This window comes from Aquibium sp. ELW1220 (genome assembly GCF_030398385.1).
Lineage (GTDB): Bacteria > Pseudomonadota > Alphaproteobacteria > Rhizobiales > Rhizobiaceae > Aquibium.
On sequence record NZ_JAOAOQ010000009.1, the window covers coordinates 1 to 25446 of the forward strand.

Consider the following 25446-nt stretch of genomic DNA (forward strand, 5'->3'; position numbering starts at 1 on the left):
GTGGCTCGCGCGATGTTGTCGGCAGGATTGGCCTAAGCAACCGAATCCTACGCCAAATCAACCGCTTATGCTACATCCGCCAGCCTTGCGAAAACGCCGTCATGAATAAGACGGGCTAGCGGTCCTGTGGCCACGTCATTGCCGCTCCGCCGCAACCGGCACGTGGGGGCGGCACCGCCGGATGCGGCCGTCTCGCCGATTTCGTTTGACGCGAGAAGCTTACGACGAAAGACTCTGGCCCAAAGACCAAGACCGGTTCCGCCTTGCGCGGCGAGGATCCAGGGAAAGCCCGATGACGCTTCACGACGTATCGCTCGACGACAAGTTCGACCTCGGCAAGGATCGCATCTTCGTCTCCGGCGCCCAGGCGATCATCCGTATGCTTCTGATGCAGCGCGATCGGGACCGGCTGGCCGGTCTCAACACCGCCGGCTTCGTGACCGGCTATCGCGGATCGCCGCTGGGCGGGCTCGACCAGCAGCTGTGGAAGGCCCGGCGCCAGCTTTCCAGCGCCGACATCGTGTTCCAGCCGGGCCTGAACGAGGAGCTGGCTGCCACGGCGTGCTGGGGCGCCCAGCAGACGGAGCTTCTGGGCGAAGGCCGGTACGATGGCGTCTTCGCGCTCTGGTACGGCAAGGGGCCGGGCGTCGATCGCGCGGGCGACGTGTTCCGTCATGCCAATCTTGCCGGGTCGTCGCGGCACGGCGGCGTGCTGGCGCTGATGGGCGACGATCACACGGCCGAATCATCGACCAATGCGCATGCGACCGAACTGCAGTTCGTCGACACCATGATCCCGATCCTCAATCCCGCCGGCGTGCAGGAGATCGTCGACTACGGCCTGCTCGGCTACGCCATGTCGCGGTTCGCTGGCACCTGGGCGGCGATGAAATGCGTGAAGGAGAACATCGAATCGACCGCCTCGGTCGACGTCTCTCTCGAACGCTTGAACATCGTGCTTCCCGAGATCGACCTGCCGGCCGGCGGGCTGAACATCCGCCACGAACTCGACCAGATGGGCCAGGAAGCCCGCCTGCACAACTTCAAGCGCGCGGCGGCCAGCGCCTTCATCCGCGCCAACGGCATCAACCGGATCGTCTATTCGGGCGGCGCGGACGCCAGGATCGGCATCATCACCATCGGCAAAAGCTATCTCGACGTGCGTCAGGCGCTGGAGGACATCGGCATCGACGAGGCGCGGGCCAACCGCCTCGGCGTACGCCTGTTCAAGCTCGGCTGTCCCTGGCCGCTCGACTTCGAGCATCTGCGCGATTTCGCGCGCGGTCTCGAGATGATCGTCGTGGTGGAAGAGAAGCGGTCGCTGATCGAGGCGCAGGTGCGCGAACAGCTCTACGGGACGGGCATGCAGCCCGTGGTGGTGGGCAAGCGCGACGAGCACGGCCACACGCTGTTCCAGCCGCAGGGTGCGCTCGACCCCAACGAGATCGCGATCGCGCTCGGCGAGCGGGTGCTGCGCGTCACCGGTCATGCCGACGACATCGCCGCACGCGTCAGCCAGCTCAAGCAGTTCCAGGCGATGCTGGCCGACACGAAGGACGTGGGAGTGCGCACGCCGTATTTCTGCTCGGGCTGTCCGCATAACTCCTCGACGAAGGTGCCGGAGGGATCGCTGGCCGGCGCCGGCATCGGCTGTCACTTCATGGCGCTGTGGATGGACCGCAAGACGGTCGGCTTCACGGCCATGGGCGGGGAGGGCGCGCAGTGGATCGGCCAGGCGCCGTTCTCGAAGCGCGAGCACCTGTTCCAGAACCTCGGCGACGGCACCTACAACCATTCCGGCTCGCTGGCGATCCGCTTCGCTGTCGCGTCGGGCGCCAACATCACCTACAAGATTCTCTACAACGATGCGGTCGCCATGACCGGTGGCCAGCCACACGAGGGCGGGCTTTCCGCGCCGATGATCGCCGAGCAGGTGCGCGCGGAGGGCGTCGAGCGCATCGCCATCGTCACCGACGAGCCGGACAAGTACGACGCTCTCCCGGTCCCGCTAGGTGCGACCGTACATCACCGTGACGACCTCGACGCGGTGCAGCGCGAACTGCGCGAGGTGAAGGGCGTCTCGGTGCTGCTCTACGACCAGACCTGCGCGGCGGAGAAACGTCGGCGGCGCAAGCGCGGCACCTTCCCCGATCCCGACAAGCGGGTGATCATCAACGAACTGGTCTGCGAAGGCTGCGGCGATTGCGGCGTCCAGTCCAACTGCGTGTCCGTGCAGCCGGTGGAGACCGAGTTCGGGCGCAAGCGGCGCATCGACCAGTCGAGCTGCAACAAGGATTTCTCCTGCGTGAAGGGCTTCTGCCCCTCCTTCGTCACGGTGCATGGCGGCAAGATCCGCAAGGCCGCGGGCGCGGCCGGCGGCGCCGATCCGCTGGAGGGCGTGCCGGCAGCCAGTGTCGCGGATGCGGCCCGGGGCTGGGCGGCGATCATCGACGGTATCGGCGGGACGGGCGTGGTGACGATCGGGGCGGTGCTGGGCATGGCCGCGCATCTCGAAGGCAAGGGCTGCGGGCTCATCGACATGGCCGGGCTCGCACAGAAGGGCGGGGCGGTCTACAGCCACGTCCGCGTGGCGGCGACGCCGGACGACATCCACGCCATCCGCGTCTCGGCCGGCAAGGCCGACCTCGTGCTCGGCTGCGACCTGGTCGTGTCGGGATCGAAGAAGGTGCTGGGCGCGGTGCGCGAGAACCACACCATCTTCGTCGCCAACACGGCCGAGGTGATGCCGGGCGACTTCGCCCGCTCGGCCGACTTCTCGCTTCCGACCGAGCGCCTGCGCAAGGCGATCCGATCGGCAGCCGGCGAGCGCAACGCGCATTTCTTCGACGCCACGCGCACCGCCACGGCGCTGTTCGGCAATTCGCTCGGTGCCAACATGTTCATGCTCGGCTTTGCCTGCCAGCTCGGCGGGCTGCCGGTATCACCCCAAGCGATCGAGAAGGCGATCGAGCTCAACGGTCAGGCGGTGGCAATGAATCTCGGCGCCTTCCGCTGGGGCCGTCGCGCTGCGCACGATCCGGAGTTCGTGCGCGCACGCGTCGCCGCCGCGACGTCCGGACAAGGCGAGCGGACGCTGGCCGACACCCTAGACGACATCGTGGCCAGGCGCTCTGCATTCCTCGCATCCTATCAGAACCGCGCCTATGCCGAGCGCTACGAGCGGCAGGTTGCGGCCGTGCGGGCGGCGGAGGCCAAGGCCCGGCCAGGATCGACGGCGCTGACCGAGGCCGTGGCGCGCAACCTGTTCAAGGCAATGGCCATCAAGGACGAGTACGAGGTCGCCAGGCTCTACACCGACGGCTCCTTTGCGAAGCAGGTGGCGGCGCAGTTCGAGAGCGTCGAGCGGCTGGAGTTCCACCTCGCGCCGCCGATCCTCGGGCGGACCGGCTCCGACGGCAAGCCGGTGAAATCGTCTTTCGGCCCATGGATGATGTCCGGATTCCGCATCCTGGCGCGGCTGAAGGGCCTGCGCGGAACCATGCTCGACGTGTTCGGCCGCACGGAAGAGCGGCGCATGGAGCGGCGGCTTCTTGCCGAGTACGAACAGGACCTGGCCCTGCTCGTCCGGGAGCTCACCGCGGCGCGGCTCGAGGCAGCCTGTGCGCTGGCCTCGGTGCCGTCGCTCGTGCGCGGCTTCGGCCACGTCAAGGCGGCGAATGCGCAGAAGGCGGCCGCGGAGCGCAAGCGGCTGATGGAAAGGTTCGCGCAGTCGCCCGAGGTTTTGCAGGCAGCGGAGTAGCCGATCCATCGCCGCGGGGAGGCGCGCAACGGCTTTCGTCCTTGCCCGACCCGCACCCGCTCGCGTCTAAACGTTTGTTAATGTGAATGTGCGACAGGTTCGCATACAAATCGGTTGCCGGCAGTGAAGCACAGCAAGGACACCATTCCCGAAGACGTCTACGTGGGGTTCGTCAGGTCGCTCTTCCTCGACCCTGGCATCCTGCTGATCGGCGCATGCTGTCATGGGCTGATCGGGCTGCTCGTGTACCTGAAGTCCGGGCACTCGATTTACCTCGGCCTTTCCGCGCTCATGCTCTGTGCCGGCATCTGCCGCTACGTCGCGATGCGGGGTGTCGAGGCTTCAAGCATCACCGATCTTCGCACAGCCATCGCGCGTGAGCGGTTCTACATCCTGGCGGGAACGGTGCAGGGCACTGCGGTCGGCCTCTTTGCCCTGGTTGCGATCTACTTCCTGCCCGACGAATTCAGCGAAGTCGCGGCCATCGGCGTCGTGATGGGCGGAGCGATCACCATTGCCGGGCGAAACTACGGATCGCGCACTATGGTGGCGATCCTCTCGCTGACGGTGATTGGCCCGATCGCCATCGGATTGATGTTGAAGGGCGAATTCTACACCTTCACCCTCGGCCTGTTCATCATCCCCTTCATGATCATCACCATGAAGATGGCCGATCTCGTGCGGGTGACGCTCTTCACGGCCATCAGCCAGGAAAAGAAGGCGACGAAACTCGCGCAACGCTTCGACCGAGCGCTGAACACGATGACACACGGGCTGGTGATGCTCGGTCCCGACAGCCGGGTGATCGTGGCCAATGCGGAAGCCGCCGAACTGATCGGACTGGGCAAGACCGACCGGCTGATCGGTCGCAGCCTGAAGGCGCTGCTGCTGCGCGGCGCTGCGGGTGGGTTGATCAGCCGGCGCGACTGCAGCTTCATCGAGGCCCAGCTGACGCTGGCGCTGCGGGAGGGCTGCGGCCGCAAGCTGCTCGTCACCCTCACCAATGGCCGCTGCCTCGAATTCTCGGCGCGCGAAGGCAGCGACGAGCTCAGCGTCATCACCTTCGAGGACGTGACGTCGCGCGTGCAGGCGGAAGAGAAGATCCGCACGATGGCGCGTTACGACAACCTGACCGGCCTGCCGAACCGCGCCTATTTTCACGAGATCGTCGCCGAGTGCATGGTGACGGGCGATCGCGAACGGCTCTGCGCGCTGGCGATCTTCGACCTCGACGACTTCAAGAGCATCAATGACACGCTCGGCCATCCGGTCGGCGACGGACTGATCTACGCCATTGCCGAGAAGCTTGCCTTCTTCGCCGACGACGACGTGAAGATCAGCCGGTTCGGCGGCGACGAGTTCGTCATCTACTTCGACAGGATCGAGGACGAAAACCATCTCGGCATGCTGCTCGACGGCATCTTCGAAGGTCTCCAGGAGGAGGTCGACGTGGCGGGCCATGCGCTTCGCGCCCAGTTCAGCGCCGGGGCGGTGTTCCTGCCGGTCAGCTACGGCGATGCCGAGGGCATGATCGTCAAGGCCGACCTGGCATTGTACGAGGCCAAGGAGACCGGCAAGAACAGCTGGCGGCTGTTCGAGGCGACGATGGACGCGGCGTTCCGCCAGAAGCAGATGCTCAAGGCCGACCTTCGCAACGCCGTGCAGGCAGAGACCCTGCGCGTGGTGTTCCAGCCGATCATCGACATCAAGAACATGTCCGTGGTGACCTGCGAGGCGCTCTGCCGGTGGGACCATCCCGAACTCGGCGCGGTGTCCCCGGGTGTCTTCATCCCGCTGGCCGAAGAGATGGGAATCATCTCCGATATCAGCATCCAGGTGCTGAAGACGGCCTGCGAGGAATGCGCGAAATGGCCCGAACCGATCGGCGTTTCGGTCAACCTGTCGGCGCGCGACTTCCGCACCGCGGGCATCGTCGACCATGTGCGCGATGCGCTCGTGAACTCCGGACTGCCGCCGCACCGCCTCGAGGTCGAGGTGACGGAGACGGCGATTCTCGACGACAAGCTCTCGACCCGGATCTACCTCGAGCAGATCCGCGGGCTCGGCGTGCAGATCGCGCTCGACGATTTCGGAACCGGCTATTCAAGCCTGAGCTACCTGCACACGCTGCCGCTCGACAAGGTGAAGATCGACCGGTCGTTCCTGCAGGACATCACGTCGGACGACAGGTCGCTTGAACTCCTGTGCGGCATCGTTTCGCTGTCGCGCAAGCTCGGACTGACCATCACCATCGAAGGTGTGGAGACGTTCGAGCAGCTCAAGCTGCTGTCCTCGCGGGTCAAGCCGGACTTGCTGCAGGGGTTCCTGTTCGGCGCAGCGCTCAGCGCATCTGGCATCGAGGCCATGTCGAAGACTGCCGTGCCCTTCGGCGAGGACATCTCGCGGCTGAAGTTCTTCGCCGGCCGCTAGCGGGAGACGCAACCGGCGACGGTCCGCCATTGGTCGGCAGCGTCGCACCCCGGCGCGCCGGGTCCGGGACATGGGAACTCCGGCTTCCGCTACTTCGCCGCGGCCCGATCCAGCGGCATGACGTCGCATCGTTGCGATCGTCGAGCGTCCAACCTTGCGGTTTCTGCGGTACAAACGGCGCGGCGCAGGCGTCCGCCTTCCTGCGTCTCCTGATTGAAACGTCCGAAGGACCCATGGGCGCTCCCTTGCATTAACGTTAACAGAAGGTAAACGGGACGAAGCCAATTTTCGACTTTACTGAACGCAACCTTAGGGTACGGTTCGGGAAGGCGGCGCGTGCGGGGATAGAGCGATATGACCGTTTCAGTGAACAGCAGCACCCTCAAGCGTGCGCCATCGACGGATGGAAATGTCGGAGGGTCGGCGTTCGCGGACAACGTCGCATCGCTGCTGGAGCGTGTCGAATACAGACGTTGCGAGAAGGGCGAGGATCTCGAGGCGATCTACCGCCTCCGCTACAAGGCCTATCGCACGAACGGCTTCGTGGCGGAATCGCCTGACCGGATGACGACCGATGCCTTCGACGACACTCCCAATTCCTACCGTTTCGGCGTGTGGGTCGACGACACGCTGGTGAGCACGGTTCGCATTCATCACGTCACGCCCCAGCAGCCCTATTCGCCGATTCTGGGCGCCTTCCGCGATATCCTCGAGCCAAGGCTCGCGCGGGGCGAGACATTCGTCAATCCGACGCTGCTGGCGGCCGATCCCTACTACGCGACGATCTACAGGGCTCTGCCCTACGTCACCCTTCGTATCGCGGTTCTTGCGAACAGCTATTTCGACACCACGAGCTGCACCTGCGTCATCCGGGAGGAGCACACCGCGTTCTATCGGCGGGTGTTCGGGTCGGCACAGGTCGGGGAGCCGAGGGCCTATCCGCCCTTCAGCGTGCCGGTCATGCTGTACGACTCGACCTGTGCAATCAACATGAAGCCGACCTTGGATCGCTTCCCCTTCTTCCGGTCGACGGCGCTCGAGCGTCGGCTGCTGTTCGGGCGGGCCACGATGGGAGAGGTGGGATCGCTGACGATCCTGCCGACCGCGCGCTACATGAAGAAGGCCGCCTGAGCGCGGACGCTGCAAGGCAGTCATCCGTCGGCTTGTATCGCACCGGTGGAGAGGCATAAGCTTGCCCCGCAACGCGCCGCCGGGGGCGGCGCCAGCGATGAGGCATGATGAACCCACGCGAAGACACCGTCCGCGCCACCATCTGGGCCAGCGAGCTGACCGAGGACGAGATCGAGCGCGCCGCGCGCGGCCTTACCGAGCGCAGTTTCGCCAAGGGCGCCTATGTCTGCCATCGCGGCGACAGGCTCGACTACTGGACCGGCGTGCTCGAGGGGCTCGTGAAGGTCTCGGCGATCTCGCGCGGCGGCAAGCCGATGACGTTCGCGGGCGTCACCACCGGCAGCTGGTTCGGGGAGGGCTCCGTGCTGAAGGGCGAGCCGCGCCAGTACGACGTGGTCGCCATCCGCGACACGCGGCTTGCCATGCTCAATCGCGGCACGTTCGACTGGCTCTACGAGAACAGCAAGGGATTCAACCGTTTCCTCGTGCGCCAGCTGAACGAGCGGGTCGGGCAGTTCATCGCCACCATAGAGCATGATCGCATCCTCAGCCCCCGCGCCCGCGTCGCGCGGCACCTGTCATGGTTCTTCAACCCCGTGCTCTACCCGCACGTGCGCACGGAGATCGCAATCTCGCAGGAGGAACTCGGCCTGCTCGCCGGCGTGTCGCGAGCGGTCGCCAACCGCTCGCTGCAGGAACTGGCCGACGAGAAGCTGATCGCCGTGGAGCACGGCAGGATTCGCGTGATCGATCTCGAAACGCTGAAACGCTATGAATCCTGACCCCGAGCAGGGGACCCCGTCTGGCGGAGGTGGAACAGCGAACGAATGATTTCAGCAAGTTGCGCGAGCAAACTGCGCATCACTAGCAGAGCAAAGGCACCTGTGTCTGTCAATCGAGAAGTTGCTTCCAGGGGTGCGACATGGGAGCGTCGTCGATAGAGGATGCCTCGCGATGTGGGGCAGGAACGTGGCCGGCGAGGCATGGTTGCACAGCCAACTTGCGCGCTGGGACATGCCGGGTCATAAACATCGGACCAACCGCCGGAAACAAGGTGGGGTCCCGGGAGGAACGCTGGAGATGCTTGCCAAGGCTAAAGCCGGCACCATACTCGATACATTTCCGAAATATCTGGTGCTGAACGCGGAGCGTTTCGCCGATCGCCCTGCCATGCGGCACAAGGACCTCGGCATCTGGCAGGGCTGGACGTGGAGGCAGCAGCTCGACGAGGTGCGCCGCTTTGCCATCGGGCTTTCGGCGATCGGTCTGAAGCGGGGCGACAAGGTCGCAGTGGTCGGGTCGAACCGGCCGCGGCTCTACTGGAGCTTCGCGGCGATCCAGTCTCTCGGGGCGGTGCCGGTTCCCGTCTACGCCGACTCGGTCGCCGAGGAGATCGCCTATGTGCTCGACCATGCGGAGGTCCGTTTCGCCGTCGTCGAGGACCAGGAGCAGGTCGACAAGCTGCTGTCGATCGCCGAGAAGGTGCCGTCGCTGAAGGAGATCGTCTACGACGAGACGCGCGGGCTGCGCGACTACGACCATACGCACCTGCACGGCTTCGAGGAGGTGCAGGAGAAAGGGCAGTCGGCGATCGAAGCCTCACCGGAGGCCATCGCGCAGTGGCATGCGTCGGTCGATCAGGGAAGCGGCGCCGATCTCGGCGTCATCCTCTACACCTCCGGCACGACCGGCCGTCCGAAGGGCGTGATGCTGTCGAACGACAACCTGGTGAAGTCGGCGCTGCACGGCAACGCCTTCGACAAGCTCGGCCCCGACGAGGACATCATCGCCTATCTGCCGCTCGCCTGGGTCGGCGACCACGTCTTCTCCTACACGCAATCCTACACGGCCGGCTTCTGCGTCTCCTGTCCGGAGAGCCCGGAGACGGTGACTGAAGACCGCCGCGAGATCGCGCCGACCTACTTCTTCGCGCCGCCGCGCGTCTTCGAAGGGCTGCTCACCGCGTTGATGGTGCGGATGGAGGATGCCGGGCGCCTGAAGAAGCGCATGTTCGACCACTATCTCGCTCACGCCCGCAAGGTCGGGGAGAAGATCCTGAACGGCGAATCCGTCGGCCTGCTCGACCGCTTCCGGTATCTCCTTGGCGAAATCCTCGTCTACGGGCCGCTGAAGAACCGCATGGGGATGACGCGCCTCAGGGTCGCCTACACGGCCGGCGAGGCGATCGGGCCGGAACTGTTCCGCTTCTACCGGTCGATCGGGCTCAACCTGAAGCAGCTCTACGGACAGACGGAAGCCTGCGTCTACATCACCGCGCAGCCGGACGGAAACATCCGGGCCGATACGGTGGGCATTCCCTCGCCGGGCGTCGAGATCCGGATCGCCGAGAACGGCGAGGTTCTCTACCGGTCGGACGGCACTTTCGTCGGCTATTACAAGAACGAGGAAGCGACCCGCGCCACCAAGTCGCCTGACGGCTGGGTGCATACCGGAGACGCCGGTTTCATCGACGGCGAGGGACACCTCAAGATCATCGACCGCGCCAAGGATGTCGGCAAGCTGCAAACGGGCGGACTGTTCGCGCCGAAATACGTCGAGAACATGCTGAAGTTCTTCCCGGACATCAAGGAGGTCGTGGCCTTCGGCGACGGGCGCGATTTCTGTGCCGCCTTCATCAACATCGATCTCCAGTCGGTGGGAAGCTGGGCGGAACGCAACAACGTCTCCTACGCATCCTACCAGGAACTCGCGAACCATCCCGAGGTCTATCGGATCGTCGGCACCCACGTCGAGGCGGCCAACCGCAAGCTCGCGGAGGAACCGATGATGGCGGCCTCGCAGATCCGCCGTTTCCTCGTCCTGCACAAGGAACTCGACGCGGACGACGGAGAACTGACGCGCACGCAGAAGGTCCGCCGGTCCTTCATCGCCGAGCGCTACGGCGAACTGATCGAGGCGCTCTATGACGGCTCGACCGAGAAATACGTGGAGACCGAGATGACCTTCGAGGACGGGCGCAAGGGGCGCGTTCGCGCGACGGTGCGCATCGTCGATGCGCCGGTGTTCGGCGTCGCGGCCGCGCCGGTCATGGAGGCAGCCGAATGAACCGGCATGTCGATCCCCGTGAGGCGCTTTCCGACGGCGACGGCATCGCCATGGGCGAGGTGCTGCTCGACGTACGCAACGTGTCGCTGCGCTTCGGCGGCGTGAAGGCGATCAGCGATATTTCCTTCGACATCCGAAAGGGGGAGATCCGCGCCATCATCGGCCCGAACGGTGCCGGCAAGACCTCGATGCTCAACGTCATCAACGGCTTCTACACCCCGCAGGAAGGCTCGATCGTGTTCCGTGGCAAGGAGCGCCAGAAGATCGCGCCCTACGAGGCGGCGGCGTCCGGTATCGCGCGGACGTTCCAGAACGTTGCCCTGTTCAAGGGCATGTCGACGCTCGACAACATCATGGCGGGCCGGACGCTGGCCATGCACCGCAACTTCTTCTGGCAGCTGCTCTACTACGGGCCGGCGCTGCGCGAGGAAATCGCCAACCGGCGCAAGGTGGAGGAGATCATCGACTTCCTCGAGATCCAGCACATTCGCAAGACGCCGGTGGGGCGGCTGCCCTATGGCCTGCAGAAGCGCGTGGAGCTGGGACGGGCGCTGGCGGCAGAGCCATCGCTCCTGCTTCTCGACGAACCCATGGCGGGCATGAACCTCGAGGAGAAGGAGGACATGAGCCGCTTCATCCTCGACGTCAACGCGCAGTTCGGCACGACGATCGCCCTGATCGAACACGACATGGGCGTGGTGATGGATATTTCCGACCGGGTGGTGGTGCTGGATTACGGCCGCAAGATCGGCGACGGCACGCCCGACGAGGTCAAGTCCAGCCAGGACGTCATTGACGCCTATCTCGGCGTTTCGCATTAGGAGGGGACCGTGCTGTACCAGATCTTCATCGATCCCTTCGTCCAGATGGTGGACATGCCGGATTTCCTGCTGCAGGTGATCTGGGAGGGTTTCGTGGCCGGCGTGCTCTACGCGCTGATCGCGCTCGGTTTCGTCCTCATCTTCAAGGCGTCGGGCGTCTTCAACTTCGCCCAGGGCATCATGGTGGTGTTTGCGGGCCTGACACTGGTCGGCCTGCACGAAGCCGGCGTGCCGGCCTACCTGGCGCTGGTCCTTGCCATCGGCGTCATGGCCGTGCTGGCCATCGCGGTCGAGCGGTTCGTCATGCGCCCCCTGGTGAACCAGCCCGACATCATCCTCCTCATGTCGACCATCGGCATGACATATTTCCTGATCGGGCTCGGGGAGTTCGTCTTCGGTGGCGAGCCGAAGAAGATGATCACGCAGGAACTCGGACTGCCCACGGGTTCGACCGAAATCGAGATCGGCGAGCGGGGGCTCGTCATCCTGCAGCACATCGACATTGCGGCCGCCGTCATCGCCATCATCATGGTGTCGGCGCTGGCGCTGTTCTTCAACAAGACCCGCATCGGGCGGGCGCTGCGCGCGGTGGCCGACGATCATCAGGCGGCCCAGTCGGTGGGCATCTCGCTCAACCAGATCTGGGCGATCGTATGGTTCGCGGCCGGTATCGTGGCGCTCGCCACAGGCATCATGTGGGGCGCGCGCTCCGACGTGTCCTTCGCCCTGGAGATCGTGGCGCTGAAGGCGCTGCCGGTGCTGATCCTCGGCGGCTTCACCTCGATCCCCGGCGCCATCGTCGGCGGGCTCATCATCGGCATCGGCGAGAAGATCGGCGAGATCTACTGGGGTCCGCTGGTCGGTGGCGGCATCGAGAGCTGGCTCGCCTACATGATCGCCCTCGTCTTCCTGCTGTTCAGGCCGCAGGGCCTGTTCGGCGAACGCATCATCGAACGGGTCTGAGGGGCGGCACCATGTTCTATCGCGAAGCAGGGCAGTTCAAGACGTCCTACGCAGCCGACCAACAGGTCTTCCCGATCCTGCAGGACCGCATCGGCGTCGCCGTCATCCTGGGCATCGCCGTCTTCGTCGTGCCCTTCGTCGCCAACGACTTCTTCCTGTCGGCGATCGCCATTCCCTTCCTCATCCTGGCGCTCGCCACCATCGGGCTCAACGTGCTGACCGGCTATGCCGGGCAGCTGTCGCTCGGAACCGGCGGGTTCATGGGGGTCGGGGCCTATGCCTGCTACAAGCTGACGACGATCTTTCCCGACGTCTCGATCGTCGTGCATATCCTGCTCTCGGGATTTGCGGCGGCGGCCGTCGGCATGGTGTTCGGCATGCCGTCGCTGCGCATCAAAGGCCTATACCTGGCGGTGACGACACTGGCGGCGCAGTTCTTCCTCGAATGGTGCTTCATCCGGATTCCCTGGCTCTACAACTACAATGCCTCGGGCGCGATCGAGGTGCCGGGCCGCGAGGTCTTCGGCACCATGGTGACCGGCGCCTCCGCCGGCAGCGTGCCGCGCTACTTCACGGTGCTCGCCATCGTCATCCTGCTCACCGTGCTGGTGAAGAACCTTCTGCGCGGACGCATCGGGCGGCAATGGATGATGATCCGCGACATGGACATCGCCGCCGAACTGATGGGTGTTCGCCCGCTCTACGCCAAGCTCTCCGCCTTCGCCGTCTCGTCCTATCTCTGCGGCGTGGCGGGTGCGATGTTCGTGTTCTTCTATCTCGGCGCAGCCGAGCCTTCGGCCTTCTCCATCACCCTGTCCTTCCAGGTCCTGTTCATGGCGATCCTGGGCGGGCTGGGGTCGCTGGTGGGCTGCTTCTTCGGCGCGGCCTTCATCTGGGCGCTGCCGATCATCCTGCGCGCGGGGCCGCCGATGATCGGCATCCCGATCGCGGCCGAAACCGCATTCCACGTCACCTCGATGATCGTCGGGGCGCTGATCGTGACCTTCCTGATCCTCGAGCCGCACGGCCTCGCCCGCCTGTGGCAGATCGGCAAGGAGAAGCTCAGGGTGTGGCCCTTCCCCTACGCGTGAGGGTCCACGCCGAACCATGCCTGCGCGAGCAGGACGACAGCCTACGATCCGGGCTTCGAGCCTTGACCGGATCCTGCTGGAGGAAAAGGCTCACTCACGGCCTTGCGGCCAGTGCAACGGGAGGAACGACATGAGACTGAGATCGCTTATTGCCGGCGGCATCCTCGCCGCGATGGCGTCGACGGCGGCACTGCCCGCCTTCGCCGAGGACAGCGTCTACGTGCCGCTGTTCAGCTACCGTACGGGTCCCTTCGCCGGATCGGGCATCCCGATCGCCAACGGCATGAGCGACTACCTCACCATGCTCAACGAGCGTGACGGCGGCATCAACGGCGTCAAGATCAACATCGAGGAATGCGAGACGGGCTACGACACGCAGAAGGGCGTGGAGTGCTACGAGCAGGTCAAGGCCAAGAACCCGCTGGTGATCTCCCCCTATTCGACGGGCATCACGCTGCAGGTCATCCCGAAGGCCGGCGTCGACAAGATTCCGGTGCTGTCGATGGCCTACGGCCTCTCCGCGGCGGCCGTCGGCAACGTCTTTCCCTGGGTGTTCAACCCGCCCGCAACCTACTGGGACGGCGCTTCGGCAATCGTCGCCGACATCGCAAGGCGCGAGGGTGGGCTGGAAAGCCTGAAGGGCAAGAAGATCGGCTACATCTATCTCGACGCCGGCTACGGCAAGGAGGCGATTCCGCTGCTGGAGGATTTCTCCAAGCAGTACGGCTTCGAACTCACCCTCTATCCGGTTCCCGGCAAGGAGATGCAGAACCAGTCGTCGCAGTGGCTCAACGTCCGGCGCGACCGTCCCGACTACATGATCATGTGGGGCTGGGGCGCAATGAACCCGACCGCGGTCAAGGAGGCCGTCAAGATCCGCTATCCGATGGACAAGTTCTATGGCGTCTGGTGGTCGGGCGGCAATGACGATGCGGCGGCCGGCGGCGAGGACGCCAAGGGCTACCGCACGCTCAACTTCCACGGCGTCGGCAGCGACTATCCGGTCATCCAGGACATCAAGAAGTATGTCGTCGATGCGGGCAAGAGCCAGGTCGATCCGGCGAAGTTCGCCGACAACCTCTACAACCGCGGTGTCTACAACTCGATGCTGATCGCGGAAGGCATCCGCCGCGCGCAGGAACTGTCGGGCAAGAAGGTGATCGACGCCACCGACATGCGGGCCGGCCTCGAAAACCTCAACGTGGATGAAGCCCGGCTGAAGGAAATGGGCATGGAAGGCTTCGCGGGAGCGCTCAAGCTCTCCTGTTCGGACCATTCCGGCCATCACCAGGTCTATGTCGTCGAGTGGGACGGCAAGGACTGGCAGAAGTCCGGTGAGTGGTTCTCGCCGATGACGGAGGTGGTGCGTCCGATGCTGGAGAAGGCAGCGGAAGAGTACAAGACCGCCAACGCACCGTGGCCGGAGCGCACGGAACCCTGCCTGTCGAACTGACGAGGCCCGCAGTCAGGTCCGGCCCGCCATCCAGCGGGCCGGACACTCCACCACCAGGGAAGGATCAGCATGACAGTCGACATGATGGGAGCCGCCGGGGAAAGCCCTGCGCCCGAAGCCGTGACCGACGTCATCCTGTCGGTCAACAACATCGAGGTGATCTACAACCACGTCATCCTCGTCCTGAAGGGCGTGTCGCTGACGGTGCCGCGTGGCGGGATCGTGGCCCTGCTGGGCGCCAACGGGGCCGGCAAGACGACGACGCTGAAGGCGATCTCCAATCTGCTGCACGCCGAGCGCGGCGTGGTCACCAAGGGCAACATCCTGTTTCAGGGCGAGCGCGTCGAGGCGCTGTCGCCCAACGATCTCGTTCGGCGCGGCTGCATCCAGGTGATGGAGGGCCGCCACTGCTTCGGCCACCTGACGGTGGAGGAGAACCTGCTGACGGGTGCCTTCACGCGCCGCGACGGTTCGGCGGGCATCAAGCGCGACCTCGAGATGGTCTACGACTATTTTCCGCGCCTGCGGGTCAGGCGTTCGTCCCAGGCCGGGTACACGTCGGGCGGTGAGCAGCAGATGACCGCCATCGGACGGGCGCTGATGTCGCGCCCCAAGATGATCCTGCTCGACGAGCCCTCGATGGGGCTCGCGCCGCAGCTCGTCGAGGAGATCTTCGAGATCGTGCGCAAGCTGAACGAGGAGCAGGGCGTCTCCTTCCTGCTCGCAGAGCAGAACACCAACATCGCTCTGCGCTATGCCACGTATGGCTACATCCTCGAATCCGGCCGCATCGTGCTCGACGGCGACGCAAAGGCGCTGCGCGAGAACGAGGACGTCAAGGAATTCTATCTGGGCGTGGCCGGCGACGGCCGCCGCTCGTTCAAGAACGTCAAGCACTACAAGCGGCGGAAGCGGTGGCTGGCGTGAGGGGCCGTACGCGCAGCTGAAGGGAAGCGATGCCCTTCAGCCCGAGGGGGTATCGAAGGTCAGGTCAGCGTAGAGTTCCGACAGCGGCAGTTCGGCGTCGATCTCCGGCAAGGCGATGACGGCGTCAAGGCCGATCTGTTCCGCGTAGGTCCACTCTCCGTCGACCCGCCGCCACACAGTGACTTGCGGCGCCTCTGAATCGACGAGGAGGATCACCTTGATCGCCGGGTGACGCTTGTACTCCTCGAGCTTCTGGAAGCGGTCATAGCGGACCGTCGACGGCGACAGGACCTCGACGACGACGCGGGGGTCGGCCGTCGACATCGACCGGTCGTCGGCCCTGCCGCAATCGACGGTGATGTCGGGTCGGCGAGTGCCGCGGTCGGTCAGCACCGACTGGTCGTCGGTCGTGGCGCTGCATGGCTTGCCGCGCAAAGCTGCGTGCAGTGTTGCGAGGGCGTTTACGGTCACCCGGTCGTGCCGACGGCTCGCGCCTGTCATCGCCTTGACCGTGAGCACCGGCACGCCGTCGACGAGTTCGTAGTTCCTGTCCTGGCGCTGCTGCCAGTCGAAGAACTCCTCGACGGTCATCTTGGTCTGCTTCGCCTGCGACATGGCTGTCCCGTCCATCGGTCGGGTCATGATACCAGATCGGGACCGCGTCCTGAAGAGGCCGTTCGGGATGCGGCTTCGCGCGCCATTGCCCTTGCCGCGGCTTTTCGATATGTGCGCACGAGGATCTTGCAACGGGGTTATCCGATGGCTGACAACACGCCGACCGGTCCGGTCGAAATGGGCGCCGAGATGGACTATTCGGAACACGAGAAGACATACTCGCTGTTCCTCGCCATGGCGAAATACGGCACCATCCTGTGCGTGTCGCTGCTCGTGGCGATGGCGTTCGGGTTCTTCGCCGGCGGCGGCTTCATTTCGTCGACCATCCTCTTCGTCCTGCTCGTGGCCGTCGCCTCCTACCTGGCGCGCTGAGCCGGCCGGTCCTCCCCTCCGCGGGGGGAGAGGCAAGGGTCCAACCGGAGAGGAGCAGGCGGTGGGTCAGACAGTTTTCGTACCGAACGAGACGGGTCATGGGGAGCCGCGGGTCGCGGCCTCGCCCGATACGGTCAAGCGCATCAAGGCGCTGGGTCTCGACGTGGTGGTGGAGGCAGGTGCCGGCCGCGCCTCGCGCATCACCGACGAGGAGTATACCAAGGTCGGGGCCAGTCTGGGCGCGGCTTCGGATGCCGGCCGGGCCGACATCGTGCTGCGCGTCCGCCGTCCGAGCGATGCGGAGCTGAAGGGCTACAAGTCCGGCGCCGCCGTCATCGCGACGATGGATCCCTATGGCAGCGAGAGTTCCGTCGCCGCCATGGCGCGGGCGGGTGTCACCGCTTTCGCGATGGAGTTCATGCCGCGCATCACGCGCGCCCAGGTCATGGACGTGCTGTCCAGCCAGGCGAATCTCGCCGGCTATCAGGCCGTCATCGACGCAGCCGCAGCCTATGACCGCGCGCTGCCGATGATGATGACGGCGGCCGGCACCGTCCCCGCGGCCAAAGTCTTTGTCATGGGCGCGGGCGTCGCAGGGCTTCAGGCCATCGCCACCGCGCGACGCATGGGTGCGGTCGTCACCGCAACCGACGTGCGCGCAGCGGCCGGAGAGCAGGTCGCCTCGCTCGGCGCCAAGTTCATCATGACCGAGGCACTGAAAGATGCCTCGGGCAGCGGCGGCTATGCGCGCGAACTCACGGACGACGAGAAGAAGGCGCAGTCGGCTCTCGTCGCCGAGCACATCGCCAAGCAGGACATCGTCATCACCACCGCGCTGATCCCGGGCCGTCCGGCGCCGCGGCTGGTATCGGCGGACATGGTCAAGTCGATGCGGCCCGGATCGGTCATCGTCGACCTCGCGGTCGAGCGCGGCGGAAACGTCGAGGGTGCCGTCGCGGGCGAGGTGGTCACGACCGCCAACGACGTGAAGATCCTCGGCCATCTGAACGTTCCGGGCCGGATCTCCGCGTCGGCGTCGCTGCTCTACGCGCGCAACCTTCAGGCTTTCCTCGAGACGCTGGTCGACAAGTCGACCGGAACGCTTTCGATCAACGCCGAGGACGAACTCGTCAAGGCGACGATGCTGACCCACGGTGGCGCGATCGTGCATCCCAACTTCGCGTCCGTGCCGGTGGAGCCGGCGGCCGTCGCCGAAGCTGCCCCGGACCCGGACATGACGGCTGCCGCCATGGGCGAGGCGCCGAAGAAGAAAGCTCCGGCCAGGGCCCCTGCAAAGCGGGCCGAGGCGAAGGCCAAGCCCGAGGGAGAGGTTTGATGGAAAAGACGGCTCTCGAACAGGCTCTCGACCAGCTCGACCAGGCATCGGCCGCGGCAAGGCTGGCGCTGGGCCAGGTGCAGGACGCCGCCGACGCCGCTGGTGCGGCTGCGCATGCGGCCTCCGGCGGGGCGATCGATCCTTTCGTCTTCCGCTTCGCGATCTTCGTGCTGGCAATCTTCGTCGGCTACTACGTGGTGTGGTCGGTCACGCCCGCCCTGCACACGCCGTTGATGGCCGTCACCAACGCCATCTCGTCGGTCATCGTGGTGGGGGCGCTGCTCGCGGTCGGCATCTCGGCCTCGGGGCTCGCCACGGGCTTCGGTTTCGTGGCGCTGGTGCTGGCCTCGGTCAACATCTTCGGCGGCTTCCTCGTCACCCAGCGCATGCTGGCCATGTACAAGAAGAAGGAGAAGTGACGTGAACGCCGACTTCGCCTCCTTCCTCTACCTCGTCTCCGGCGTGCTGTTCATCATGGCGCTGCGCGGGCTGTCGCATCCGACGACCAGCCGACAGGGCAATCTGTACGGCATGGTGGGCATGGGCATTGCCATCGTCACCACGCTGGCGCTGGCCAAGCCTTCGATGGGCGGCTTTGCGCTGATCGTGCTCGGCCTCGCCATCGGCGGCGGCGTCGGCGCGGTCACCGCGCGTCGCATCGCCATGACGTCGATGCCGCAGCTCGTGGCCGCCTTCCACTCGCTCGTCGGCCTCGCGGCCGTCATGGTCGCCGCTGCGGCGATGTATGCTCCGGAGAGCTTCGGCATCGGAACGATCGGCGACATCCATGGCCAGGCCCTGGTCGAGATGAGCCTCGGCGTCGCCATCGGCGCGATCACCTTCACGGGCTCGGTCATCGCCTTCCTGAAGCTCGACGGCCGCATGTCCGGCAAGCCGATCATGATCGGCGGGCGGCACTTCATCAACGCCGCGCTCGGCCTCGCGCTGATTGTGCTCATCGTCATGCTGGTCATGACCGAGAGCTATGCGGTGTTCTGGCTGATCGTGGTCGCCTCGCTGGCTCTGGGCGTGCTGCTCATCATCCCGATCGGCGGCGCCGACATGCCGGTCGTCGTTTCGATGCTCAACTCCTATTCCGGCTGGGCCGCGGCGGCGCTGGGCTTCACGCTCGGCAATCTGGCGCTGATCATCACCGGCGCGCTGGTCGGCTCGTCGGGCGCGATCCTGTCCTACATCATGTGCAGGGGCATGAACCGCTCCTTCATCTCCGTCATTCTCGGCGGTTTCGGCGGTGAAACCGCCGCAGCTGCCGGCGACGACGGCGTCCAGCGTACCGTCAAGACGGGCGCGGCCGACGACGCGGCCTACCTGATGATGAACGCGCAGAAGGTGATCATCGTGCCGGGCTACGGCATGGCGGTGGCGCAGGCGCAGCATGCGCTGCGCGAACTGGCCGACAAGCTCAAGGCCAACGGCGTCGAGGTGAAGTACGCGATCCATCCCGTCGCTGGCCGCATGCCCGGCCACATGAACGTGCTTCTGGCCGAAGCCAATGTGCCCTACGACGAGGTCTTCGAGCTCGAGGACATCAACTCGGAGTTCGCGCAGGCCGACGTCGCCTACGTCATCGGCGCCAACGACGTGACCAACCCGTCGGCCCGCGACGACAAGTCCTCGCCGATCTACGGCATGCCGATCCTGGACGTCGACAAGGCGCGCACCTGCCTCTTCGTCAAGCGCTCGCTCGGCTCGGGCTATGCCGGCATCGACAACACGCTGTTCTACAAGGACGGCACGATGATGCTGCTCGGCGACGCCAAGAAGATGACCGAGGAGATCGTCAAGGCGATGGACCACTAGGCCGGATCCGTCTGCGCCAGGACGCCTCGTCGTTACGAAAACGCCGCCCCGGGAGTACCGCGGCGGCGTGTTTCATTTTGCGCCGGCACCGGAAAGTGCAGTGGCCGGCTACCGCCTACTGCGCCGAACGGAGCTCGAACCGGCTTACGCCGACTGCGAGGTTCAGGCCGGTCTGCGCCTGGACGCTGAGCGGCTGCAGCGTGAAGCTCTGGTCGGAGCCGCCGACCAGCAGGTTGGCACCGACGCCGACGCCGGCCGTGGCCTGCGCGCTGGCGCCGACATAGTCACCGGCGAGCGCGCCTGGTGCATAAATGTCGGCCGTCGGCGCGAGCACGAGCCACTGCATGACGGAGGCACCGGTGACGCCGACGTCGAGACCGAATTTCGAGATGTTGCCGAAATATTGCTCGACCGGCAGCGCGTCATCGGCCGGATCGTAGGTGCAACTCACGTCCTTGCTCGACCCCACGATGAAGCCGGCGCCGCCCTCGACCAGGCAGTCGAGGAGGCCAAGCTCGACGCCCTCCTGCGCCTGTGCATGGAAGGGAAGACTGAAAAGGGCAGCAGCGGCGAAAAGCGTACGTGAATTCATTGTTTGAACCTCCTGCGAGTCGCTCCTTGAATGGCCGGCCCGTTCGAAAGGTTCCGATGCTGTGGCGAGATACCGGCGACGTGGCGCCGGTCAGCCGCTGCGCGTCCGTTCCAGACCGGACATGGCCGGTCCGTAATTGGGGTCGAGCTTCAGCGACTGCTCGTAGGAGCGTCGTGCGCGGGCCTTCTCGCCCCGCTTTTCATAGATCAGCGCCTGGTTTGCCCAGCCCTCCGCGTTCGATTCGTCGAGCTTGATGGCGGTGTTGAAGTCGGCGAAGGCATTTTCCTCATCGCCGAGGGCGAGGTAGGAGACGCCGCGTCCGTTGTAGGGTTCGGCAGCGTCGGGAGCCATCGATATCGCGGTCGAGAAATCTTCGAGAGCAAAGCTGTGCTGGCCTTGCGCCTGATAGAGCAGCCCCCGGTTGTGGTAGGCACGCGGGTCCGTCGTGTCGAGCTTGATCGCCCGCTCGAAATCCGCGAACGCTTCGGCTGGGCGGCCTGCGAGGCGATAGAGATTGCCACGGCCTATATAGGCGGCGTCATAGCTCGAGTTGAGCTGCAGTGCGCGATTATAGTCCTGCAGCGATTTCGCGTTGTCGCCGGAGAAGCGCCAGATCAGCGCGCGATTCGCATAGGCCTGGTAGAAGTTGGGGTTGAGCCGGATCGCCGTGTCGAAATCCTGGATCGCTTCCGGGTAGCGCCCGGCCTTGCCGAAGGCAGAGCCGCGGACGTTGTAGGCATTGGGGTCGCTCGGCGCGCGGTCGATGACGGCGGTCAGCGATGCGATGTTTTCGGCGGACCCCTGCGCGGTATCGATCGACGCGATCTGTGCGGCGGGCCCGGACGCGGTCTGGCACCCCGACAGGAGGAGGCCTGCGCCCAGCAGCGCGGCAGCCGCGAAGACGCGTCGCGAAGCCGTGTTGTTGCTCTTCATTCCATCCATCTCGATCTTGTTTCCCGATCCGCTCGCCGCGCGAGTTCCCCCGTCGCATCGAAACCCGGCCGCGGTGAAGCCGTGGCCAAAATAGAAAAGGTGGCGGCGATTCGCATCGCGCCACCTTCGGTATCGCCCGAAAAAGTCGAAAGCTTGACCGGTCTCAGCGTGCCGGAGCCGGACGCGGGCCTGCAACGAGGCCTTCGCGCTGGGCGCGCTTGCGTGCGAGCTTGCGGGCGCGGCGCACGGCCTCAGCCTTCTCGCGGGCGCGCTTCTCCGAGGGCTTCTCATAGTGACCGCGCATCTTCATTTCGCGGAAGATGCCTTCGCGCTGCATTTTCTTCTTCAGTGCGCGAAGCGCCTGGTCTACGTTGTTGTCGCGGACGAGTACCTGCACGGGTGTTCCTGTCGATCCAATTCGGTTTGTCGGTCGAAAATTGCTGCAGCGCCCGGCCAAGGGGCATCCGCACGCGGCCGGCTTGCCGCGAGTGGGCGCGAAATAGCAGAATCAGCCGGGTTTGTCCATCGCCAAAACCGCAGCCAGCAGAGCTGTTCTATTCCGCGGCGTGAGGCAGATCCGACCCCGTATCTGCGGCATCCGGGTCGCCCGCGAGCGTCTCGCAGTCGAGGTCCGGAAAGGCGGCGATCCGCTTTCCGTGGAAATCGGTGCGCATCACCAATAGCTCGCGTTCCTCGAAGAAGCTCAGGAGCTTGCGGGCTCGGCGCGCCGAGTGCGTGCCATAGGCGCGGGCGATCACCGCGTCCGGCGGGCAGGGCGCGCGCTCGATGGCGGCGCGGGCCACCAGCAGGAAGACGCCCTGGAGATCGTCCGGCAGCGATTTCGAGAGTTCCAGTGCCGTCTGCCATGCGGAGCCATCCTCCGGCTCGCCGTCGAGCCCGGCGCGGGCGACGGCCAGTCCGCGGCGGAAGGCGCGCAAAGGCAGCGGCTCGCCCGGGACGCGGCGAATACGGCAGCGCACCAGGAAATCCTGGTAGAGCACGGCGTCGGAGCGGTAGGCGGCGTCCGGGTCCTCGAGGATCTCGCGCATGACAGCGGAGAGCAGCCGCTCGCGCTCGGCCATATCCACTTCGGGCAGGGCCTCCTCCGCCTTCACCGGCTGCGGCTGAAGCTGCGGCCTGGACGCGGTGAGCTGCGCCAGGATGTCGGCGGTGGGCGTGGGCTGGGGAGGCGCGGGCCGCCGCGGCGGGGCGCGCAGTTCCTCGGGGCCGGGTGTGAAGATCAGGTCGGCAGCGGCCTCCGGCGCGGTGTCGGGCAGGGGCATCAGCTTCGGGCTGGTGGACCGGGCGGCGGTCTCGACCGTACCGATCTCGATGGGCAGGGGGCGTCGCGACACGGCGGGGCCGAGCGCCACGAACCGGCCGCGCGCCAGATCGCGGAACATCTCTGCCTGGCGCCGGTCCATGCCGAGCAGATCGGCTGCGCGCGCCATGTCGATGTCGAGGAAGGTGCGGCCCATCAGGAAGTTGGAGGCTTCTGCGGCGACGTTCTTGGCGAGCTTGGCAAGCCTCTGGGTGGCGATGACGCCGGCCAGCCCCCGCTTGCGGCCGCGGCACATCAGGTTGGTCATGGCACCGAGCGACAGCTTGCGCGCATCGTCGGCCACCTCGCCGGCGGCGGCCGGCGCGAAGAGCTGCGCCTCGTCGACCACGACAAGCACGGGGTACCAGTGGTCGCGCTCGGCATCGAACATGCCGCCCAGAAAGGCCGCGGCGGCGCGCATCTGCTGCTCCGAATCGAGGCCTTCGAGGTTCAGCACCACCGACACGCGGTGCTGCCGGACGCGGGCGGCGATGCGGGTCAGTTCGGCCTCGGTGCGGGTGGCGTCGACCACCAGGTGGCCGAAACGGTCGGCCAGCGTGACGAAATCGCCCTCGGGATCGATGATGCACTGCTGCACCCAGGGCGCGCTCTGCTCGAGCAGGCGCCGCAGCAGATGCGACTTGCCGGAACCCGAATTGCCCTGCACGAGCAGGCGGGTGGCCAGCAGTTCCTCGAGGTCCATCGTGGCCGGCTTGCCCGCGCCGTCCAGCCCCATGTCGATCGCGATCTTCATTCCGTTTCCCTGACCGTCCGCGCGGTCATCGCAACGTTCCTTTCGCCCGATTCCGCCGTGGCGGGGCGGTCCGACCGGGACGGTGGATAGCACCCGCAGCCGGATATCGCGCCCCGTCCGGAGCGCGATTCACAGGCAATTTGGCCGCCATGCCGAACGGCGCTGCGGGCGGCAGGACCGGTCCAGCCGCTCAGCGCTTCGCCGCCTCGGCCGTCGGCATCAGCTCGAACTGCGGGTAGAAGTCGGCATAGTTGCAGGTGAGTTCCTCGCCCGCCGCGATGTCGCGGATCGTCGTGGCGCCGCCTGCGTCGGAGAAGTCCGTATTCGGGTCGTCAGAGTGGTTCATGAAGCGGCCGTTGTCGACCTCGTAGACGATGAAGCCCGGCTTGTCGGGGCTCGGATAGGCGTAGCGGTCGAGGAAGTCCTTGAGCCGCGGCTCGGCGGTCTCATACTTCTCGACGGGGATGAGCCGGTCGAAGTCCGGCTCCAGCCGCCAGATCAGGGTGCCCCGGGGGATCGGATCGGCCGCGAAGACGCCGACGCCCTCGATCGCGCTCGCACCGACGAAGGTATTCACCAACAGCATCGACCTCACTCCATGGTCTCGATTATGGACAAGCCATTCTCCAACCCCGTGGCGTTTTCAAGATGGATTCGGCAGTCGTCCCCGATGTCGCGGGGGTGACGTCGCAAACCGCCATCGCCCGTCGCAAACAGCGCAAGGGTGGCATCGGGATTTGGCTAGTGCTACACCCGCCGTCTCAATGGTTACGGCCGCACGAACAGGACGCGAGGCTTCCCGCTGATGCGCAAGTATTCCGTTTTCGCCATCGCCCGAGAGGCGCTCCGCGGCCACACCGGCTGGGAGGAGCAGTGGTCTTCTCCGGAGCCGAAGGCCGAATACGACGCCATCATCGTGGGCGCGGGCGGGCACGGGCTGGCAACCGCCTACTATCTGGCCAAGGAGCACGGCATCACCAACGTGGCGGTGCTGGAGAAGGGCTGGCTCGGCGGCGGCAACACCGGCCGCAACACCACCATCATCCGCTCCAACTATCTCTACGACGAGTCCGCCGGCATCTACGAGCATGCGGTGAAGCTGTGGGAAGGGCTTTCCCAGGAGCTCAACTACAACGTCATGTACTCCCCGCGGGGCGTGATGATGCTGGCGCACAACGTGCACGACGTGCAGGTGCTGAAGCGCCACGTCCATGCCAACCGGCTGAACGGCATCGACAACGAGTGGCTGACGCCGGAGCAGGCGAAGGCGTTCTGCCCGCCGCTGAACATCTCGAAGGACGCGCGCTATCCCGTGGTCGGCGCGGCGCTGCAGCGGCGGGGCGGCACGGCGCGGCACGACGCGGTTGCCTGGGGCTATGCCCGTGGCGCCTCGGCGCGCGGCGTCCACATCATCCAGAACTGCGAAGTCACCGCCATCAACCGCGGCCCCGACGGTGCCGTCACCGGCGTCGAGACGAGCCGCGGGCCGATCCGGGCGAAGAAGGTGGGCGTGGTCGCCGCCGGTCACACCTCGGTGCTGATGGCCATGGCCGGCGTGCGGATGCCGCTCGAGAGCTATCCGCTGCAGGCGCTGGTATCGGAGCCGGTGAAGCCCTGCTTCCCCTGCGTGGTGATGTCGAACACCGTGCATGCCTACATCTCCCAGTCCGACAAGGGCGAACTGGTGATCGGTGCCGGCACCGACCAGTACACGTCCTACTCGCAGACGGGCGGGCTGCACATCATCAACCACACGCTGGATGCCATCTGCGAGATGTTCCCGGTGTTCACGCGCATGAAGATGCTGCGCTCGTGGGGCGGCATCGTCGACGTGACGCCGGACCGCTCGCCGATCCTCGCCAAGACGCCGGTGAAGGGCCTCTACGTCAACTGCGGCTGGGGCACCGGGGGATTCAAGGCGACGCCGGGTTCGGGCAACGTCTTCGCCCACACGATCGCCCGCGACGAGCCTCACCCGATCAATGCTCCCTTCACGCTGGAACGCTTCCGCACCGGGCGGCTGATCGACGAGGCGGCTGCGGCCGCCGTGGCGCATTGAC

At 65.7% G+C, this 25446-nt stretch carries 21 protein-coding genes; 15 read left to right on the top strand and 6 right to left on the bottom strand.

Features of this window, described 5'->3' with window-relative positions; translation table 11 throughout:
- Window positions 1-292 precede the first annotated feature (292 nt).
- The 10 genes from N1F91_RS10530 (at window position 293) to N1F91_RS10575 (ending at window position 15642) form a co-directional block, all read left to right on the top strand.
- Window positions 293-3760 (top strand): indolepyruvate ferredoxin oxidoreductase family protein, encoded by a 3468-nt coding sequence (locus N1F91_RS10530; RefSeq protein ID WP_289991971.1) that lies wholly within the window; start codon window positions 293-295, stop codon window positions 3758-3760.
- Window positions 3761-3883: 123 nt separating this feature from the next.
- Entirely contained in the window at window positions 3884-6190 is a 2307-nt protein-coding gene (locus tag N1F91_RS10535) for an EAL domain-containing protein (protein WP_289991972.1), read from the top strand.
- Between the two features lie 354 nt (window positions 6191-6544).
- On the top strand, window positions 6545-7321 hold the full coding sequence (locus N1F91_RS10540; protein WP_289991973.1) for a hypothetical protein: 777 nt from the start codon (window positions 6545-6547) through the stop codon (window positions 7319-7321).
- A gap of 107 nt (window positions 7322-7428) precedes the next feature.
- The gene (locus N1F91_RS10545) at window positions 7429-8103 is read left to right on the top strand and encodes a Crp/Fnr family transcriptional regulator (RefSeq protein ID WP_289992210.1); all 675 of its coding nucleotides are present in this window, start codon (window positions 7429-7431) and stop codon (window positions 8101-8103) included.
- 298 nt (window positions 8104-8401) lie between these two features.
- Complete coding sequence (locus N1F91_RS10550; RefSeq protein ID WP_289991974.1) at window positions 8402-10387, top strand: AMP-binding protein; 1986 nt, start codon at window positions 8402-8404, stop codon at window positions 10385-10387.
- Window positions 10384-11208 carry an ABC transporter ATP-binding protein gene (locus N1F91_RS10555; protein WP_289991975.1) on the top strand — a complete coding sequence of 275 codons (825 nt, stop codon included), beginning with the start codon at window positions 10384-10386 and terminating at the stop codon, window positions 11206-11208. Before N1F91_RS10550 ends, N1F91_RS10555 begins: the two co-directional genes overlap by 4 nt.
- 9 nt (window positions 11209-11217) lie before the next feature.
- Entirely contained in the window at window positions 11218-12171 is a 954-nt protein-coding gene (locus tag N1F91_RS10560) for a branched-chain amino acid ABC transporter permease (protein WP_289991976.1), read from the top strand.
- A gap of 11 nt (window positions 12172-12182) precedes the next feature.
- The gene (locus tag N1F91_RS10565; protein ID WP_289991977.1) at window positions 12183-13262 is read left to right on the top strand and encodes a branched-chain amino acid ABC transporter permease; all 1080 of its coding nucleotides are present in this window, start codon (window positions 12183-12185) and stop codon (window positions 13260-13262) included.
- Between the two features lie 130 nt (window positions 13263-13392).
- A complete protein-coding gene (locus N1F91_RS10570; protein ID WP_289991978.1) occupies window positions 13393-14715 on the top strand; it encodes an ABC transporter substrate-binding protein in 1323 nt (440 codons plus the stop codon).
- A gap of 84 nt (window positions 14716-14799) precedes the next feature.
- Window positions 14800-15642 (top strand): ABC transporter ATP-binding protein, encoded by an 843-nt coding sequence (locus N1F91_RS10575; protein ID WP_289992211.1) that lies wholly within the window; start codon window positions 14800-14802, stop codon window positions 15640-15642.
- A 36-nt stretch (window positions 15643-15678) separates the two neighbouring features.
- On the opposite strand, the gene N1F91_RS10580 is transcribed toward N1F91_RS10575, so the two are convergent.
- Complete coding sequence (locus N1F91_RS10580) at window positions 15679-16284, bottom strand: Uma2 family endonuclease (protein WP_289991979.1); 606 nt, start codon at window positions 16282-16284, stop codon at window positions 15679-15681.
- A gap of 117 nt (window positions 16285-16401) precedes the next feature.
- Between N1F91_RS10580 and N1F91_RS10585 the strand changes: the two genes are divergently transcribed.
- The 4 genes from N1F91_RS10585 (at window position 16402) to N1F91_RS10600 (ending at window position 19786) form a co-directional block, all read left to right on the top strand.
- Complete coding sequence (locus N1F91_RS10585) at window positions 16402-16629, top strand: aa3-type cytochrome c oxidase subunit IV (protein ID WP_289991981.1); 228 nt, start codon at window positions 16402-16404, stop codon at window positions 16627-16629.
- Window positions 16630-16690: 61 nt separating this feature from the next.
- Entirely contained in the window at window positions 16691-17965 is a 1275-nt protein-coding gene (locus tag N1F91_RS10590; protein WP_289991982.1) for a Re/Si-specific NAD(P)(+) transhydrogenase subunit alpha, read from the top strand.
- The gene (locus N1F91_RS10595) at window positions 17965-18384 is read left to right on the top strand and encodes an NAD(P) transhydrogenase subunit alpha (RefSeq protein WP_289991984.1); all 420 of its coding nucleotides are present in this window, start codon (window positions 17965-17967) and stop codon (window positions 18382-18384) included. The genes N1F91_RS10590 and N1F91_RS10595 overlap by 1 nt, the downstream gene beginning before the upstream one ends.
- A gap of 1 nt (window position 18385) precedes the next feature.
- Window positions 18386-19786: an NAD(P)(+) transhydrogenase (Re/Si-specific) subunit beta gene (locus N1F91_RS10600; protein ID WP_289991985.1), complete on the top strand. Its 1401-nt coding sequence runs from the start codon at window positions 18386-18388 to the stop codon at window positions 19784-19786.
- A 115-nt stretch (window positions 19787-19901) separates the two neighbouring features.
- Here N1F91_RS10600 and N1F91_RS10605 read toward each other — a convergent pair whose 3' ends face one another.
- From N1F91_RS10605 to N1F91_RS10625, 5 genes are all read right to left on the bottom strand, one after another.
- Window positions 19902-20378 (bottom strand): DUF992 domain-containing protein, encoded by a 477-nt coding sequence (locus N1F91_RS10605; RefSeq protein ID WP_289991988.1) that lies wholly within the window; start codon window positions 20376-20378, stop codon window positions 19902-19904.
- A 90-nt stretch (window positions 20379-20468) separates the two neighbouring features.
- Window positions 20469-21311, bottom strand: a complete 843-nt coding sequence (locus N1F91_RS10610; RefSeq protein WP_289991989.1) for a tetratricopeptide repeat protein — start codon at window positions 21309-21311, stop codon at window positions 20469-20471.
- Window positions 21312-21474: 163 nt separating this feature from the next.
- A complete protein-coding gene (rpsU, locus tag N1F91_RS10615) occupies window positions 21475-21768 on the bottom strand; it encodes a 30S ribosomal protein S21 (protein ID WP_289991991.1) in 294 nt (97 codons plus the stop codon).
- Between the two features lie 97 nt (window positions 21769-21865).
- The gene (locus N1F91_RS10620; RefSeq protein WP_289991992.1) at window positions 21866-23386 is read right to left on the bottom strand and encodes an ATP-binding protein; all 1521 of its coding nucleotides are present in this window, start codon (window positions 23384-23386) and stop codon (window positions 21866-21868) included.
- A 190-nt stretch (window positions 23387-23576) separates the two neighbouring features.
- Window positions 23577-23972 (bottom strand): SET domain-containing protein-lysine N-methyltransferase, encoded by a 396-nt coding sequence (locus tag N1F91_RS10625; protein ID WP_289991993.1) that lies wholly within the window; start codon window positions 23970-23972, stop codon window positions 23577-23579.
- A gap of 219 nt (window positions 23973-24191) precedes the next feature.
- Here N1F91_RS10625 and N1F91_RS10630 point away from each other — a divergent pair, with 219 nt between their 5' ends.
- Complete coding sequence (locus tag N1F91_RS10630) at window positions 24192-25445, top strand: sarcosine oxidase subunit beta (RefSeq protein WP_289991994.1); 1254 nt, start codon at window positions 24192-24194, stop codon at window positions 25443-25445.
- Window position 25446 lies beyond the last annotated feature (1 nt).